A 15839-nucleotide genomic window follows, 5' to 3' on the forward strand; every position below is an offset into this window, starting at 1 on the left:
TGGGATTGAAGGAGGAATCATCGATGAATAAACATGCCAACAAACTGGCCGGCTTGATGCTGGCCGCAGCTCTGGGAACAGCTGCCTTGCCTTTTAGCGCAGTGCATGCCGCAGCCGGTTCAAGCACGCTGGAAGCTGGAGATATCAGCCAAGCCGTGAGTCAATTATCTCAGCTTCACATCATGCAGGGATACGAAGACGGCTCGTTCGCCGTAGATCAGCCCGTGACGCGGGCGGAGCTGGCCAAATTGCTTGCCCTGACTTTCAGTCTGCAAGGTACGGATCAGACTCAAGAGGGATTCACGGACGTCAATCCCCAGGCGTGGTTTTCGAAATACGCCGCTGAAGTGGCAGCACAAGGGATCATGGAGGCAAACGACGGCCGTTTTGAACCGCGCGGAACCGTATCAAAAGAGGAACTCGTACAGATGGTAACCAAAGCATTAAAGCGGGATGCGAAATCCGTGGAATTCTGGGCTGGACATCTCGACACAGGCAGCGGCCCGGTCACCCGCGGGGAAGCCGCGTATTTACTGAATACGGCGCATCGGGCGATCCCTTCGGACCATGCCAACATCACCAGCGTTCGTTCCTTGAATGCGATTACGCTGATCGTGACGTTCGATGCGCCTTTGACGGCGGACAACGAGGCATTTACGAAAGCTAAAGAAGACTTTGCCTTCACCGGCGGCCTTACATTAACCAATCTGCCGCGGCTGAAAACGGGTTCTATCGCTACGTATATCGTGCCGACCTCCGTGCAGCAGCCGAATACCCAATACTCCTTAACCTATAGAGGAGCGGATGCTGGGACGTTTGCCGGGAATGCGGACAAACTGAACATGACGGAGGCCAGACAAGTAGCGAATGATACGTTTGAACTGGAATCCCTGCAGGCTAACGGCGTGGTTGACTACGGATATGTTATTTCCGCTTACAGCGCCGGCCGGGGAGCAGATGCGTTCGTACTGGACGAGAACAACCGCGCAAATGGTATGACTTATCAGATCATTTCCTCCGGACAAGCCAGGGAGGTAACGATCACGCCGGAGGGCGGACAACCGATGGTAGCCAAATATGTACCGTTCACGCAATCCACAGATGGCAGACAGGAACCGAAATTCCGCCTGCCTGAGGGCAAAACCCTAACTCCGGGCGTCACCTATACCGTGACTTCGGATTGGGCGCAAATCGAACGACCGTCTTTCGTGGCGCAGGGCATCGCTCCGCTTGCAATTGTGGGTGCCGAAGCCGTGAGCGAAACCTCCATTACGGTTACGCTGTCGGAGGATCCGGAAGATGAGCTGTTCTCGGGCCGCAGCGTGGAGCTGACGGATGCGGAAGGACATAAGCTGACCGCCGCATATAAATACTCCAGCCGCAAAGGGGCCGTGGGCATCTTCGATCTTGCACCAGACAGCAAGCTTGTGAAAGGCTCGACCTACACCGTGACACCGGTGGGAGAATGGGCAGGTTCTTCCCAGGCTCAATTGACGGTGAAATAAATCTTATAGGCTTTGGCTTGATTCGGCTGCCGGATTTCCCGGCAGCTTTTTATTATTCTGTAACGCTCAAGTCAAGTTTAATAGGATCACCCTTAGACAAGGCTTTGATCGTGAGCAGTGGTTGGTCAGTTGACACATGACAATCCTGTAACTATAATAGTTACATAATGAATTTGTTACTAATATAGTTACAATTTAGATCATAACGTTACAATGGAGGATTCAGGATGAAATTATTAGTTACCGGAGCAACAGGGAAGCTGGGTAGAAAAGTGGTGGAGATCCTTTTGCAGGCCATTCCTGCCAGTCAATTGGCGGTCAGCGTTCGCAATCCGGACAAGGCTGAGGATCTTCGGGCCCGGGGCATTGACGTTCGCCATGGAGACTTTGACCTGCCAGAATCGTTGGATACGACCTTTGCCGGGATTGACCGGCTGCTGATCATCTCCGCGGACGGAGACAACGAAACACGGATTCGGCAGCATACGAATGCAGTGGAAGCTGCTGCACGGGCAAAAGTCGGCTTCATCGCCTACACAAGCTTGGGGCATGCACCTGAGAGCAAGCTGTTTCTTGCTCCGCCGCACCAAGCCGCAGAGCAGGCCATTTTGAAGACGGGCATTCCATATTCATTCTTGCGGAATAACTGGTACCTGGAGAATGAGATCCCGAGCATCCAGGGGGTTCTGGCTGGAGCGCCATGGATCACGTCGGCAGGATCCGGTAAGGTCGGCTGGGCGCTGCAGAAGGAGTATGCCGAAGCGGCCGCAGCTGTTTTAGCGGGGGAAGGACATGAGAACACCGTCTACGAGCTGTCCGGCAAACCGCTGACGCAATCGGAACTGGTGTCTGCGCTGAGCGAGGTGCTTGGTAAAGAGGTACCGCTTCAGCAGGTCGACGACGAACAATATGCAGACATCATGAAACAAGCAGGAGTACCTGAATTTGCTCTCCCGATTGTCGTAGGCATTCAGCAGGGAATCCGTGAAGGCCAGCTCGAGATCGAGAGCCAGGATTTCGAGAAGCTGCTCGGCCGGCCGCTAACGCCGATAACGAAAGCGCTGGATCAGATTGTAAGCGGGCTTAAATAATGAAGCTTAGGCCACTGGCCTGGAGCTCGATGCGAAATGAAGAAAGCTGCAGTAACCGTTAGGTCTTGTGCGACCCGGTCTGCAGCTTTTTTGCGCAGGTGATGCTGGCAGCCTAATTCAGGTTATCCTTGGCCGCTTCCGCCTGTTTTATCGGGAAGGCCTCCTCTTTGGAAACGCGAATCCGGTCAGGTGGAAAGTATTTTTGAAAATATTTCAAAACCCGATGATGGATATCTTTGTCGTACCAAGGCGTTAACCAGTGCTCTTCAAAAAGGGCGGGCATGCCCAATCTGGCAGAACGTTTGCCAAGCATGCCGTCTCCGATCAACAGCGTATCGATCCATACGTAATCCGCAATTCCGCTGAGGACCTTGGGGAAATCAGGGGTAAATGGCAGCACCGGCGAGATAGACGCCTGTGTTCTGATTCCTGCTTCATGAACTTCCTGCAGGGCGTTTAGACGGAGGCGTATACCGGGTGCTTGCGGGGCAAAGATCCGCTTTATATCCTCCCGGTCCGTTTCCACCGTCATCGAAACCAGCAGTTCGCATTTATCCTTGAGCTGAATCAACAAGTCGATATCCCTCGTGATGAGCGGCCCACGCGTTTGAATTTGCAGCGAATCCGGCGGGCAGCTTATCATTTCTTCGAGAATCCCCCGGGTTATGTTTGCTTTGCGTTCTATAGGCTGATACGGATCGGTGGCGGACGACATAAAAATATGAACCGGTTTGTTTTTCTTCCGCAGCTTCAATATCTCTTTGCGATAATTTTCAGCCGCGTTCGTTTTGATTTCCAGCCAGGTTCCCCACGGCATGTCTTTAAATTTCTGAATGGGCATTTCCCTTACATAACAGTATTTGCAGGCGAAGGCACAGCCGCTGTATGAATTTAATGAGTGGGTGAATCCCACATCCAAGTATCCTTTTACTTCGGTGAGGATGGTTTTGGCCGTGATTTCTTTCGTTTCGATGTTCATGTTCACAGCTCCTTTCCCCTATTGTAACCGATATGACGGAAGTTTAGGGAGATGAATCCTATAGGTTAACATAATATTTATTACGTAACCACATAAACATCCGTGCAAAAAAGCAGTGTAATTTACACCGCGTCAAAACGATTTACATCTGCTCCATCTTTTTTGGAAAATAAGCCATTGCCTGTCATGTTTATTCCGTATTCTTAGAGTGTCTTTTCATTCGTGAGACGATAAATCGGCCCCAAAAGGAGAAATGATTATGAAAACGGATATTGATTTCGGGAAGCCCGCTACAATTGCTTGGGATGCCAATACGAACTGCGGAAGGGCGTTTGAGGCGTTCCGTACCGCCTTTGAAAAAGGTGAGACGGCAGATTTTCTTGCGCTTGTGACGGAAGACTTTCGTTTCTCTGTCCCCTTACCTTATGACGAATGGAAAGAGCCGCAAGCCGGAGGGCAGCGATTCATCGAGTTAGTCCGGTTCGAGAGGGAAGTGCTGCAGGTGGCGTTAACTCCGCTGCTTCAACTTTCTGATTCCCATGATGGAGTGACGGTTTTTCGAGCAGAAGGCCTGCTCGGTAACCAACCTTATCAAAATGTACTTACGGTCGTGTTTGCATTTGAAGGGGAACGGATCAGGTCATTTCATGAATTTGTCGGGATGCCGTTGAAAAATTACTGAAGCATGAGGAGCCGCTTTGATTAAGGCGGCTTTTTTGAATGTTACGTTCAGATGATATGTTGTGTGATGAAATCGTACGTCGTATCCATTAAAATCGGCCTCAGTATCGGTATAATGGTTATAGAAGTAACGAGGGTTTTAAAAGAAACTGTTTGTTGACGAAATTGACGGTAGCCTGAACCAAGAAAGGATGCGATCCAATGAAGAAAATCATGAACAGACCCGAGACGCTCGTCGCGGAGATGTGCAGCGGCCTGGTTTTGGCCCACCCCGAGCTTGAGTTTATCCGCAAATACAAAATCATCAAGAAGAAACGGATCGAGCCGGATAAAGTGACGCTGATCAGCGGCGGCGGCAGCGGCCACGAACCGGCCCATGCCGGATTCATTGGCAAAGGGATGCTGGATGTGGCTGTCTGCGGCGATGTGTTTGCTTCACCGTCCCAAATTCAGGTGTACCAGGCGATCCGCTCCTCTGCCAGCAAGAAGGGCACCCTGCTGATCATTAAAAACTATAGCGGCGACATCATGAACTTTCAAAATGCGGCCCATCTGGCCGCAGAGGACGGCATCCGGGTCGAGTACGTAAAGGTAGATGACGATATCGCCGTCGAAGACAGCCTCTATACCGTCGGACGAAGAGGTGTCGCCGGGACGGTGCTCGTACATAAAATCGCAGGAGCCGCCGCGGAAGCGGGTCTGCCGCTGGAGGAGGTTAAGCATGCCGCCCAGAATGCGGTCGATAACGTCAAAAGCATCGGGTTTGCGCTCACGTCCTGCACGGTGCCGGCCAAAGGCAGCCCGACGTTTGAGATCGGCGGGCAGGAAATGGAATACGGCGTCGGTATTCATGGTGAGCCAGGCATCCGTCGGGAGAAGCTGATCACCGCTGACGAACTGGCCTCCCGAATGGTTGCCGAGCTGCTGGAGAGCTTGCGAATCAGCGAAAGCGCTCCCGCGGAGGTGGCCGTTCTGGTGAACGGATTCGGCGGTACACCGCTGCAGGAATTATACCTGCTGAACCATGCCGTCATTCGTGAGCTCGCCTCGCGCAACGTTAGCGTATATAAAGTATTCGTTGGCAACTACATGACAAGCATTGACATGGCCGGCGCGTCACTCTCGGTCATGAAGCTGAATCCCCAGCTGAAGCAGCTGCTCAGCGAGGAGTGCGAGACGCCGGCTCTGTCCGTTCGCGGACCATTCGAGCCGGTACAGTATGTACCTGATGAAGAGACCGACCGACAACCGGCATCTTTCGGCACGACGACTAATGATACGCATGGCGTCATACATCAAGGGAAGCTTACGCTGGATAACCTCGTCTATTTGGTTGATCAGATGGGCCGCGTCATTATCGAAAACGAGATTCCGTTCTGCGAGCTGGATGCTCATGCGGGCGACGGTGACTTCGGGATGAGCGTGGCGAAAGGGTTTAAGCAGCTCAAAACCGAATGGGCGGATCTGACTTCAGAGGTGCAAGACATCGGTGGATTCCTCGATGCCTGCTCTTTGATCATTATGGAGCACTGCGGTGGTGCCTCGGGTCCGATCTGGGGCTCGGCCTTCCGGGCGGCAGGCAAATTTGCGGGGAACCGGAGCGAGCTATCCGTAGGGGACATTGCAGCCATGATGAACGCCGTGGTCAAGGGAATTCAGGATACGGGAGAGCGTTCCTTTGGCAGAGGGGCCGTCGTGGGTGACAAAACGCTGATCGATGCGCTTGGTCCCTATGCCGAAGCTTGGGCGAAGGCGGCAGAGCAGGGGACCGACCTGATCAGCGCAGGCCTGTCCGCTGCTGAGGCAGCTGTTGAGGGTGCCAACCAAACGGAGAACATTGTGGCCAGAATGGGTCGCGCCGGAACGGTTGGTGACCGGAGCATCGGTTACCCGGATGCGGGAGCCTACGCGCTGGGCGTTATTTTTACGGAACTGGCGCATTCCCTGAAGTCAGCAGATCATTGAAAAGCAAATCAGGCACAGAGGAGGCATTGAACTTTGAATAACCGACATCTCAATATACCTTCCGCACACGATTTAATGGAGTACCACGCGGAGGCTATGTTTACCCATGACCGCAGCGGGCGCCTGCATCTCGTCAATGAACCTTGGCCCGGATCAGGCCCGGCTCCGCGGTTCTTCTTGGGAAGGACGACGGAGGGAAAGAGCGTTTGGCGTTTCCGTCATGACGTTCCCGACCAACTGATGAAGCAGCTGGAGAGCTGGTGTGCCAACGAGAGCGCGGCGGTTGATTTTCTGGCCGGGCCGAAGCATGATCAGGATTATTTGAAGCTGCTGCAAGCGAAGAAAGTGACGATGGGGCCCTGCTTTTATATTACGGAGGAAATGCAGCAGCCGACCGTGGATGTACAGCGAATCACGCCAGAAAATGTGGGGCAGCTTGCCCGCGGAGGATTCGAATGGCTCGTTGACGATTTCAGCTATGCGCAGCCCGGCGTCGCGGTGGTACAGGGAGGCAGAGCCGTCTCCGTGTGCCGCAGCGTCCGCATTGGTGCCAGAGCGCATGAAGCCGGGCTGGAAACGTTGGAAGAGTTTCGCGGCAGGGGATACGCCGCTGCCGCGACGGCGGGATGGGCTAAGGCCGTCCGGGAGCTCGGCTGTTTTCCGCTCTACAGCACCTCATCGGATAATCTATCGTCCCAGCGCGTCGCCGGGAAATTAGGCCTTTCTTTCTATGGCGTAAATTTTTCGATTTATTAGAGACCGAGAAGCGGGATGGTTGGTTAAGGGGCGGATATGATGGCAAAAATCGTGAGGATGGACTGACATGAGAAGAGGTACAAGGACGTGCGCATCTTTTCTATTGTGTAAGCAGAAGACAGAAGCCCATTGGGGCTTCTCTTTTTTTGGTGACGCTATTTTTTAGACGAAGACATGGCGGGGAACAATGGGAAATAATCCGGGAGGCACGGTTTTGTATTGATTTGTTCATATGCCGTTCATCTCCTTTTGATATATTGAAAGATACGAATGTGTATAAAGTGGGGGAGCGCCGATGAGACAACTGCTGATCGTGGATGACGACAGCCATATCCGGGAATTGCTGCGATTCGTCATGACGAAGGAGGGCTATCAAGTATACGAAGCCGATAACGGAATGGAAGCGGCCAAAATGATGGACAGACATGCCATCGACCTCGCCGTTGTGGATATCATGATGCCCTATATGGATGGGTATGAGCTGTGCGAATTTATTCGGGAAAATTACGATATTCCCATCATCATGCTGACGGCAAAAGATCAACTTACCGATAAGGAAGAAGCCTACTCGCGGGGAACAGATGATTACTTGACCAAGCCGTTTGAACCGGAGGAATTGGTATTTCGCATCAAGGCCCTTTTCCGCCGCTATCAGCGTACCTCAAGCGATATGATTCATTTGAACCGGATCGTGATCGACCGGAACAACGTGGAGGTCACCGATGGTCAGAGCGTCTTATTGCTGCCGATGAAGGAATTTGAACTGCTGTCGCAGCTTGCCCAATATCCGGGGAGGCTGTTTTCACGGGACGAGCTGATACGGCTGGTATGGGGAGCGGATTACGAGGGGGATGACCGTACGGTAGATGTCCATATCAAGCGGCTTCGCCAACGGTTTGCGGACTATACAGACGATTTCTCCATCCAAACCGTAAGGGGAATCGGATACAAATTAGAGGTGCCCAAACGATGAAATCGCTGTACTCCCGCGTGTTTCTCATAACGCTAATTGTTATTATCGTCAGCAGCACACTCGGCTTTTTGGCTTCCAATATGTATTACCACGTCAAGCTCAAGCCGTTCAACGACGAGAAGCTGGTCGGAATCGCCAGTCAAATGAAGCGGTTTATGGAGAGTGAGCCTGCGGATGTCGATCCTTACCTGCAGAATGCGGCAGCGCTTGGATATCAGATTTATTTGACGGACGGGGAACAGGATGACCGCTACTATGGCCGCAGCTTTCGTAAAATGGACGTTGGCAAAGGTACCGTATCAGAGGTACTGCAGGGCAACATCTATCATGGTGTGGCCCATTTCCCGAACAAGCCTTTTATTTCCGGGTTCTTTGATAACCGGTTAAGCAATACGGTCGGTGTACCCGTCAAGGCAGGCGGCCGTCAATTCGCTCTGTTTATGCATCCCGACGTGATTCTGCAATTCGGGGAGCTGCGGATTTTTTTCGCTTTGGTCGGGCTTTTAACGGTAGCCATCAGCGTTGTCCTGTTTTTGTTCAGCACACGCTATCTCGTCAAGCCGGTGACCCGGTTATCTGAAGCAACAAAGCGAATCGCGCAGGGGAATTACAATATCGTGCTGCCGACTAAAAGGCGGGATGAAATCGGCCGGCTAGCCGAGCATTTTATGGTTATGAGCCGGGAGCTGGAGCGGATGGATGAGGCCAGACAGCAGTTTGTGTCCAACGTTTCACACGAGATCCAGTCCCCGCTGACGTCGATTCAGGGGTTTGCCAAACTGCTTGGCGAGACCCATCTCTCTTTAGAGGAATCTGCGCACTATGCATCCATCATCGAACAGGAAAGCCGTCATTTATCCATGCTCAGCAAGCAGCTGCTCTTGCTTTCATCCCTGGAGCAGGGGCAGGCAGCCGTTAACCGGAAAACCTTTTCCTTGCGGGCTCAGGTTCGTCAGGCGGTTCAAATGCTGCAGTGGCGTATCGAGGAAAAAGAGCTTCTGCTGAAGCTGTCCATACCGGACACTCTAACGTTAACGGGTGATGATGTGCTGCTCATGCAGGTGTGGATGAACTTAATAGGCAACGCCGTAGAGCATATTCCCGCCGGGAGAACCATAACCGTTCATGCCGAGCAGGCGCAAGCCGTGATCAAGGTTGAAATTCGGGATACGGGCGATGGAATCGCTGCGGAGCATTTGCCCTTTTTATTCGACCGCTTCTATCGCGCAGACCGGGCGCATGAACGGGGCTCCGGGCGCACGGGACTTGGCTTGGCCATTGTCAAAAAGATCGTGCAGCTTCATGAAGGCCACATTGAGGTTACCAGCTCACCAGCAGGAACCTGCTTCACCGTTACGCTGCCCGCGTTGTAATTTGCCATTCATGCGCCGTTCATATTCGCTTCCTATACTGGACTCATTCCAAAGGAGGGAAGCAGGATGTATTTAGCTTTACGGGAAATCAGATTCGCCAAGGGCCGGTATACGTTGATTGCCGCCATCATGCTGCTGATTTCGTTTCTTGTTCTGTTTGTCACGGGTTTGGCTCAGGGTTTGGCCTATGATAATGCAGCATCGATTCAAAATATACCCGCCAGCCATTTCGTGCTGGAGCAAGGATCCGATCATCGCTTTACCCGATCACAAATCGGTGGGGAGAAGCTCGAACAGATCCGGTCCGTCGTGGGCGAATCGAATGCGGAGCCGCTGGGGGTGCAAATGACGAACGTCGTCCTTTCCGGCGACATTCAAAAAATCGATGTTGCGCTGTTAGCCGTTAATCCCCAAGGATGGCTGGCGCCTGATGTAACCATGGGGACACCGGATAAACAGGAAAAAGGCGGGATCGTCGTGGATGAGAAGCTGGCGGAGCACGGCGTTAAAATAGGATCCGTCCTGGTCGATCAAGCTTCGGGAACCCGTTGGACCGTGACTGGCTTTGTTAAAAATGAGTCGTTCAGCCACGCTCCGGCCGTGTTCTTGAACAAGGAAGAGTGGATGGCACTTCATTCGCCAACGTCTGTGCAATCAGGGTCCGGTGGTGCTGAAGAGAAGACCGTTTATAACGCGGTTGCGGTTAAAGCGACTGGGGGGCAAGTATCCGAGATTCAAAGCGCTGTTCCGAACGTTGAAATCATCAAGAAAGCGGAAGCCGTGTCGGCGATTCCCGGATACAAAGAGGAGCAGGGCTCGCTGTTGATGATGATTGCGTTCCTGTTTGTCATCTCGGCGTTTGTGCTGGCCGTCTTCTTTTACGTCATCACGATTCAAAAAACGAGCCAATTCGGCATCCTGAAAGCGATTGGTACGCGCACCGCCTATTTGGCCGGAAGCGTGACACTTCAAGTGCTGCTCTTATCCGCATTCAGCCTGGCGGTCAGCCTATTTTTGGTCAAAGTGCTGGAAATGGCCCTTCCCGGTTCCATGCCGTTTCAATTAGGTGCGGACATGCTGGCCCTTACCTGCGGTGCGTTTATCGCGATGTCTTTGGCGGGCTCGCTGTTTTCCGTATGGAAGGTAGCCCGGATCGACGCATTGGACGCTATAGGGAGGGGTGCAGTATGACTAATCGGTTGGTAATGCAGAACATCTCGCGAGTTTTTGCAGACGGGGGATTTCAACGGACGATCCTGGATCGTCTTAACCTGGAGGTGGCGGAAGGGGAACTGGTTGCCGTCATGGGGCCGTCAGGTTCAGGTAAAAGTACGTTTTTATCGATCGCAGGAGCACTGCTCGAGCCGACCGGGGGAGATGTCTTGATTGACGGCAAGTCAATGATCGGACAGGATAGTCAGGCCCTATCGGAGCTCCGCTTGAGGAAGATGGGGTTTATTTTTCAAAATGCCAATCTGATTCCGTATCTCAAAGTGAAGGAGCAGTTGATGCTCGTGGCTAAGCTAGCGGGGAGCAGCAAGGAGGTTTACGAATCGAGGGCGCATGAACTGCTTGAGAAGATGGGGCTGATACACCGAAAAAATGCCTATCCGGAAAAGCTTTCCGGCGGTGAACGGCAGCGGGTGGCGATTGCGAGGGCGCTTATGAATGATCCCGCCGTACTGTTCGCTGATGAGCCGACCGCAAGCCTGGACGCATCGCGCGGGCTGGAAGTTGTCGCCATGATCGCGAAGCAGGTCAAGGAGCAGCGGAAAAGTGCAGTGATGGTTACGCATGATGACAGAGTGCTGCCGCTTTGCGACCGGGTATTTTATTTGGATAAAGGAAAACTAACGGAGAAACGATCGTGAACCTTGATGAATCCAGGTGAAATTTCGGCGTTGAAACCGGGATTCATCCCTGCTGCAGAGAGGTTCTAGCGAATAAACGGCAATCCCCAACACGATTTGTGAGGAGATTGCCGTTCTTGTTTTTATGTGAACTTTATAAAAATATCGTTACACGTTATTTCTGTATCGCTCCAAGCCGATTCGAACGTACTGCTCATCAGGCGCATCGTGGGCGTTCATGAGTTCCAGCATGTATCCGATCAATTTTTGTTCGATGTCCTCATCCCGGAACGGATACTGCTGCTCAGGGTCATTCTCCATATCGAACAGCATCGTGCCGAATCGATGATAACGCTCTAAGGAATCCGACGGGATTTTCATCTGGGATACACCTTTGGTAAACGCAAACGGAGGCGCCAGCTCGATGTTTTGCAGCTCCTCGACCGAAAAGCGTGTGCGCATATGCGTTGGCATGAGGGTGTAGTTATAGAGCGGTCCGTTCTCCGGACCTGCCGGCGCACGCATGTACACATAACGCCCGTCCGTACAGTTCACATGGCCTCCGTGCAAGCCGAATAGCGCGGCCTGGCGCACCGGCGCATCCAGTGCAATGGTGTCTCGAAGGGGGCGTCCGGTCATATCCCCTGGGATTTCAACATCAAAGAACTCCAGCAGGGTAGGCGCCAAATCGATCGTCTGCACCAGGCTTTGTCTGCGCTCCCCCTTGATCCCCGAGCGCGGATCCCAAATGTAGAGCGGCGTATGGGCCACCTCGTTGTAGAACGGCTGGATGCATTTTGCCCACCAATCATGTTCGCCCAGCAGAAATCCGTGGTCCGTGTTCACGATCAGCATCGTATCCTGCCACATGGCGTTGTCATCCATCAAGTCGAGCACCTGGCCGAGGTAATGGTCGCACATCGAGAGCAGGGCGGCATACTCATACCGCAAATGTTCAACTTCATCCGGAGACTGCCGGACCTCTTCATACGGCGGCCAGTCGAAATGCTTGCCTTCATAAGCATGAAGGTACAGCTTCCGAAACCGTTCCGGAGCCCGGAACGGTTCATGCGGGTCAAAGGTCTCGAGCTGCAGGAACCAGCGGTCCTGATCCGCATTGGCCTGGATAAATTCCAAACCGGCCTCAAAGGTTAACGCTTGCGGATAACGTTCTTCTTCTTTGGCAAACTCGCGGTTGATCCAGTCCTGACGGAACATGTCCGTGTGCGGACGGTCGACGGTTTGCGGCGGAATGACCGGGTCCTTCAGCCGGCCTTTCCAGGCGTCGCCTTCCTGGCCACGGATGAACTCGTAAGTCGAGTAGCGGCTGTGGTATGTCGCCCCGCCATCCTCCCAATAATGCTGATGATCCGTGACGAGATGCGTATGTATGCCTTCCTTCTTCAGAATCTCCGGCATGGAATCATCGTAAGGCTCGAGCGGCCCCCAGCTCCGATGCAAGAAATTGTAACGTCCGGTATGCAGCTCCCTGCGTGCCGGCACACATGGCATACTGCCGACAAAGCTGCGGTCAAAAACGGCCGTCCGCTCTTCCAATCGGCGAAAGTTGGGGAGATGCGTCCAATCGCAGCCATAGGAAGGAAGCATGCGCCGGTTCAACGTATCAAACATGACCATAATGGCTTTCATTCAGAATTCATCCCTTTCCAGAGCGAAATAATCCTGCTTTGATCTATGTTAAAATAAATGAAAGCTTATCCAGTAGAAAAGAACGATGATTTTCTCGTAAAAAACGAACAAAATGACATCGTTATGCCGAACTCGAGGTGGCTGTTGAAATGTTCCCTGATCCTTTTGGAATCGTTCATGAACCCTACAAAGTGGTACTGCAGTTTGCTTTTGAATGGATCCGCAGCCCGGAATGGAACGCACCGGGGTACCGCAACCCCGGCGTTACGCTGTGGTACATCTTGGCCGGCCGCCGCAGGCTGCTCGCCGGGCCTTACGCCTATGACCTGCAGCCGGGTGAAGTGGTGCTGATTCCACCGAACACCACATTTATGACGGAAGGAGGGGAGGGGGAAGGAGAAGCGATCCATTATTTGTCCGCCAGTGTGTCCGTGTACATGCATGGGATCGAATGGTCTGAAATGTACGGGCTGCCCCCTCGTTTCCGGATTCATCACGCTCAGGACGGGCAAAGGTTAAAGGACGGCTGGTACGACCTTGTCCGTGCGTGGCAGCCGCTGCATGATTTGGGGGAGGCCTCCGGCATAGGATCCGGTAAGCTGTCCATCTCCCAGGCATCAACCCAGCTGCAGGCACAGGCGGTCTGCCTGAACTGGTTCGCCGAACTGATTCGTGTTCTTGAACCGCATCTGATGAACCCGGAACCGGTCGTCGACGAGAGAGTACGCGAGGTTTGTGCTTTTATTCAAAGATCGTATGCCGCTCCCATCAGATTGGGAGATCTGGCGAAGGTGGCCAATACGAGCGCGGGGCATCTGCGGCTTCTATTCCGCACCCATTTAAAGGTATCCCCTTACCAATATTTGCTGCAGGTAAGAATCGGAAAAGCGCAGGGATTGCTGCTGGCCACGAACAGACCGCTTGCGGAAGTCGCCGCTGAAGTCGGGTTCGAAGAGTACAGCCACTTCCTGGCCACCTTCCGCAAAATCGTCGGCATGTCCCCTTCGCACTATCGGAAGAACAATCCGTTGTACCAATAATAACGCTTTCCGCTGCAGCATCCATATATGATACAATGGAGCATATTGGTATTTATACAATGGTCAATTCTAGAACTTGGGAGAGGGGCTTTGCACATGTCGAAAATTTTAACGCGGACCGAAGTGCCAGTCGAAACCACCTGGAATCTGGATGATATCTTTCCGTCTAAAGAAGCGTGGGAGCAAGAACTGATGGATATTCAGCGGGATATCGGCACGGTCGCGAAGTATGAGGGCAAACTTGGCGAAGGCGCCGGTACTTTGCTGGCCTGCCTGCTGGCCCAGGAAGAGCTTTCCGGCAGAATGAGCCGTGCCGGAGCTTATGCGTACCTGCATCAGTCCGGCGACAGCATCAATCCGGAGAATCAGACGAACGCTTCGAAAGCGCGCGACCTTGCTTCGCAGGTCAGCTCGGCGTTGTCTTTTATCAAATCCGAAATCATTGCGCTTCCGGACGGCACGATTGACCAGTACATAGCAGATCAGCCTGAAATGCGGGAATTCGTGCGCAGCCTTCGCCTGCTCCTGCAAACGAAGTCCCACCGCTTGACGGCGGAAACGGAGAAGGTGCTGGCCTCGCTGGGCGAGGTATTGGATGCTCCATACCGTATTTATGAACGGAGCAAGCTGGCCGACATGACGTTTAAGACGGCGATTGACGGCCAAGGGGAAGAAGTCCCGGTCTCCTTTGCCTTGTATGAGAATAAATATTGCGAATCTCCTGATACGAAACTGCGCCGCAACTCGTTTAAAGCGTTCAGCGACACGCTGCACAAATACCGCAATACGTTTGCCGAGGCTTATGGCACCGAAGTCAAGCGCCAGGTTATTGAATCCCGTCTGCGCGGATACGAGTCCGTGACCGACATGCTTCTGCAGCCTCAGCAGGTCACCAAAGAAATGTACGATAACATCCTGGATATTTTGCAGGAGGAGCTGGCGCCGCATATGCGCAGATATGCCGCTCTCAAGAAAAAGGTGCTCCAACTGGACGAGATGACGTTTGCTGACCTGAAAGCGCCGCTCGATCCGGGATACAATCCGGAAATATCTTTCCAGGAAGCCGGGGATCTGATCAAGGAAGCTTTGGCCGTCCTCGGACCGGAGTACGGGGAAATCGTATCGGAAGCTTTCCGCGGCAGATGGGTTGATTACGCGGACAATGCCGGCAAACGCACGGGAGCCTTTTGCTCGTCGATTCCGGGCGTACACTCGTATATTCTAATCAGCTGGTCTGACAGCATGCGTGGCGCGTTTACGCTCGCTCACGAAGTAGGGCATGCCGGCCATTTGATGCTCGCAGGGAAATACCAGCGGCTGACGAATGCCCGTCCGTCGCTGTATTTTATCGAAGCACCGTCTACCATGAACGAGCTCTTGCTGGCGGATCATTTGCTGGCACAGTCCGATGAACCTAGAATGCGCCGCTGGGTGATTTCGCAGCTGCTCGGCACGTACTTCCACAATTTTGTGACGCATTTATTGGAAGGGGAGCTGCAGCGGAGAGTTTACGATCTGGCCATGAAAAATGTGCCGATCACCGCAGTAACCTTATGCGAGCTGAAAGGCGATATTCTGTCGTCGTTCTGGGGAGCGGACGTGGTCATTGACGAAGAAGCCAAGTTAACCTGGATGCGGCAGCCGCATTACTATATGAGCTTGTATCCTTACACCTACGCGGCTGGTCTCTCTGCATCCACTGCCGTAGCCAAGCTGATTCGGGAGGAAGGACAGCCTGCGGTGGACCGCTGGCTCGAAGTATTAAAAGCCGGAGGCTCCATGAGTCCCCTGGAGCTGATGAAGCTGGCCGGCGTGGATATGTCGCAGCCTGATCCGATCCGTAGTGCGGCCGCTTATGTCGGTTCTCTGATCGATGAGCTTGAAAGTTTGTATTGATTTTTATATGGAAGAGATGAAAGGTCCGGATTTTCCGGACCTTTCTTTTTTTGAGCGATGACAAACCGAATCGTTATAAA

The 15839-nt window shown here is 53.0% G+C and carries 13 protein-coding genes; 11 read left to right on the forward strand and 2 right to left on the reverse strand.

Annotation, left to right across the window (positions count from 1 at the left end):
* The first annotated feature begins 23 nt into the window (after positions 1–23).
* Entirely contained in the window at positions 24–1505 is a 1482-nt protein-coding gene (locus CJP46_RS06360) for an S-layer homology domain-containing protein (RefSeq protein WP_094594714.1), read from the forward strand.
* A 227-nt stretch (positions 1506–1732) separates the two neighbouring features.
* Positions 1733–2596 (forward strand): SDR family oxidoreductase, encoded by an 864-nt coding sequence (locus tag CJP46_RS06365; RefSeq protein ID WP_094594715.1) that lies wholly within the window; start codon positions 1733–1735, stop codon positions 2594–2596.
* Between the two features lie 112 nt (positions 2597–2708).
* On the opposite strand, the gene CJP46_RS06370 is transcribed toward CJP46_RS06365, so the two are convergent.
* Positions 2709–3575 carry an SPL family radical SAM protein gene (locus CJP46_RS06370; protein WP_094594716.1) on the reverse strand — a complete coding sequence of 289 codons (867 nt, stop codon included), beginning with the start codon at positions 3573–3575 and terminating at the stop codon, positions 2709–2711.
* A gap of 259 nt (positions 3576–3834) precedes the next feature.
* Between CJP46_RS06370 and CJP46_RS06375 the strand changes: the two genes are divergently transcribed.
* From CJP46_RS06375 to CJP46_RS06405, 7 genes are all read left to right on the forward strand, one after another.
* Positions 3835–4257, forward strand: a complete 423-nt coding sequence (locus CJP46_RS06375; RefSeq protein WP_256992208.1) for a nuclear transport factor 2 family protein — start codon at positions 3835–3837, stop codon at positions 4255–4257.
* A 200-nt stretch (positions 4258–4457) separates the two neighbouring features.
* Positions 4458–6221, forward strand: coding sequence for a dihydroxyacetone kinase subunit DhaK (gene dhaK / locus CJP46_RS06380; RefSeq protein ID WP_094594717.1), 1764 nt, complete (start codon positions 4458–4460; stop codon positions 6219–6221).
* A 33-nt stretch (positions 6222–6254) separates the two neighbouring features.
* Positions 6255–6977, forward strand: a complete 723-nt coding sequence (locus CJP46_RS06385) for a GNAT family N-acetyltransferase (protein WP_256992209.1) — start codon at positions 6255–6257, stop codon at positions 6975–6977.
* A 295-nt stretch (positions 6978–7272) separates the two neighbouring features.
* On the forward strand, positions 7273–7950 hold the full coding sequence (locus CJP46_RS06390; RefSeq protein WP_094594718.1) for a response regulator transcription factor: 678 nt from the start codon (positions 7273–7275) through the stop codon (positions 7948–7950).
* The gene (locus tag CJP46_RS06395; RefSeq protein ID WP_094594719.1) at positions 7947–9323 is read left to right on the forward strand and encodes a sensor histidine kinase; all 1377 of its coding nucleotides are present in this window, start codon (positions 7947–7949) and stop codon (positions 9321–9323) included. The genes CJP46_RS06390 and CJP46_RS06395 overlap by 4 nt, the downstream gene beginning before the upstream one ends.
* A 66-nt stretch (positions 9324–9389) precedes the next feature.
* Positions 9390–10514, forward strand: a complete 1125-nt coding sequence (locus CJP46_RS06400; RefSeq protein WP_094594720.1) for an ABC transporter permease — start codon at positions 9390–9392, stop codon at positions 10512–10514.
* Positions 10511–11194 carry an ABC transporter ATP-binding protein gene (locus CJP46_RS06405; RefSeq protein WP_094594721.1) on the forward strand — a complete coding sequence of 228 codons (684 nt, stop codon included), beginning with the start codon at positions 10511–10513 and terminating at the stop codon, positions 11192–11194. The genes CJP46_RS06400 and CJP46_RS06405 overlap by 4 nt, the downstream gene beginning before the upstream one ends.
* 147 nt (positions 11195–11341) lie before the next feature.
* Here CJP46_RS06405 and CJP46_RS06410 read toward each other — a convergent pair whose 3' ends face one another.
* The gene (locus tag CJP46_RS06410) at positions 11342–12823 is read right to left on the reverse strand and encodes a sulfatase (protein WP_094594722.1); all 1482 of its coding nucleotides are present in this window, start codon (positions 12821–12823) and stop codon (positions 11342–11344) included.
* 149 nt (positions 12824–12972) lie between these two features.
* Here CJP46_RS06410 and CJP46_RS06415 point away from each other — a divergent pair, with 149 nt between their 5' ends.
* On the forward strand, positions 12973–13863 hold the full coding sequence (locus CJP46_RS06415) for an AraC family transcriptional regulator (protein WP_094594723.1): 891 nt from the start codon (positions 12973–12975) through the stop codon (positions 13861–13863).
* 96 nt (positions 13864–13959) lie between these two features.
* On the forward strand, positions 13960–15759 hold the full coding sequence (gene pepF, locus CJP46_RS06420) for an oligoendopeptidase F (protein WP_094594724.1): 1800 nt from the start codon (positions 13960–13962) through the stop codon (positions 15757–15759).
* The last annotated feature ends 80 nt before the right edge of the window (positions 15760–15839 follow it).

The sequence above is a fragment of the Paenibacillus sp. XY044 genome, assembly GCF_002257645.1.
Taxonomy (GTDB): domain Bacteria; phylum Bacillota; class Bacilli; order Paenibacillales; family Paenibacillaceae; genus Paenibacillus_AQ.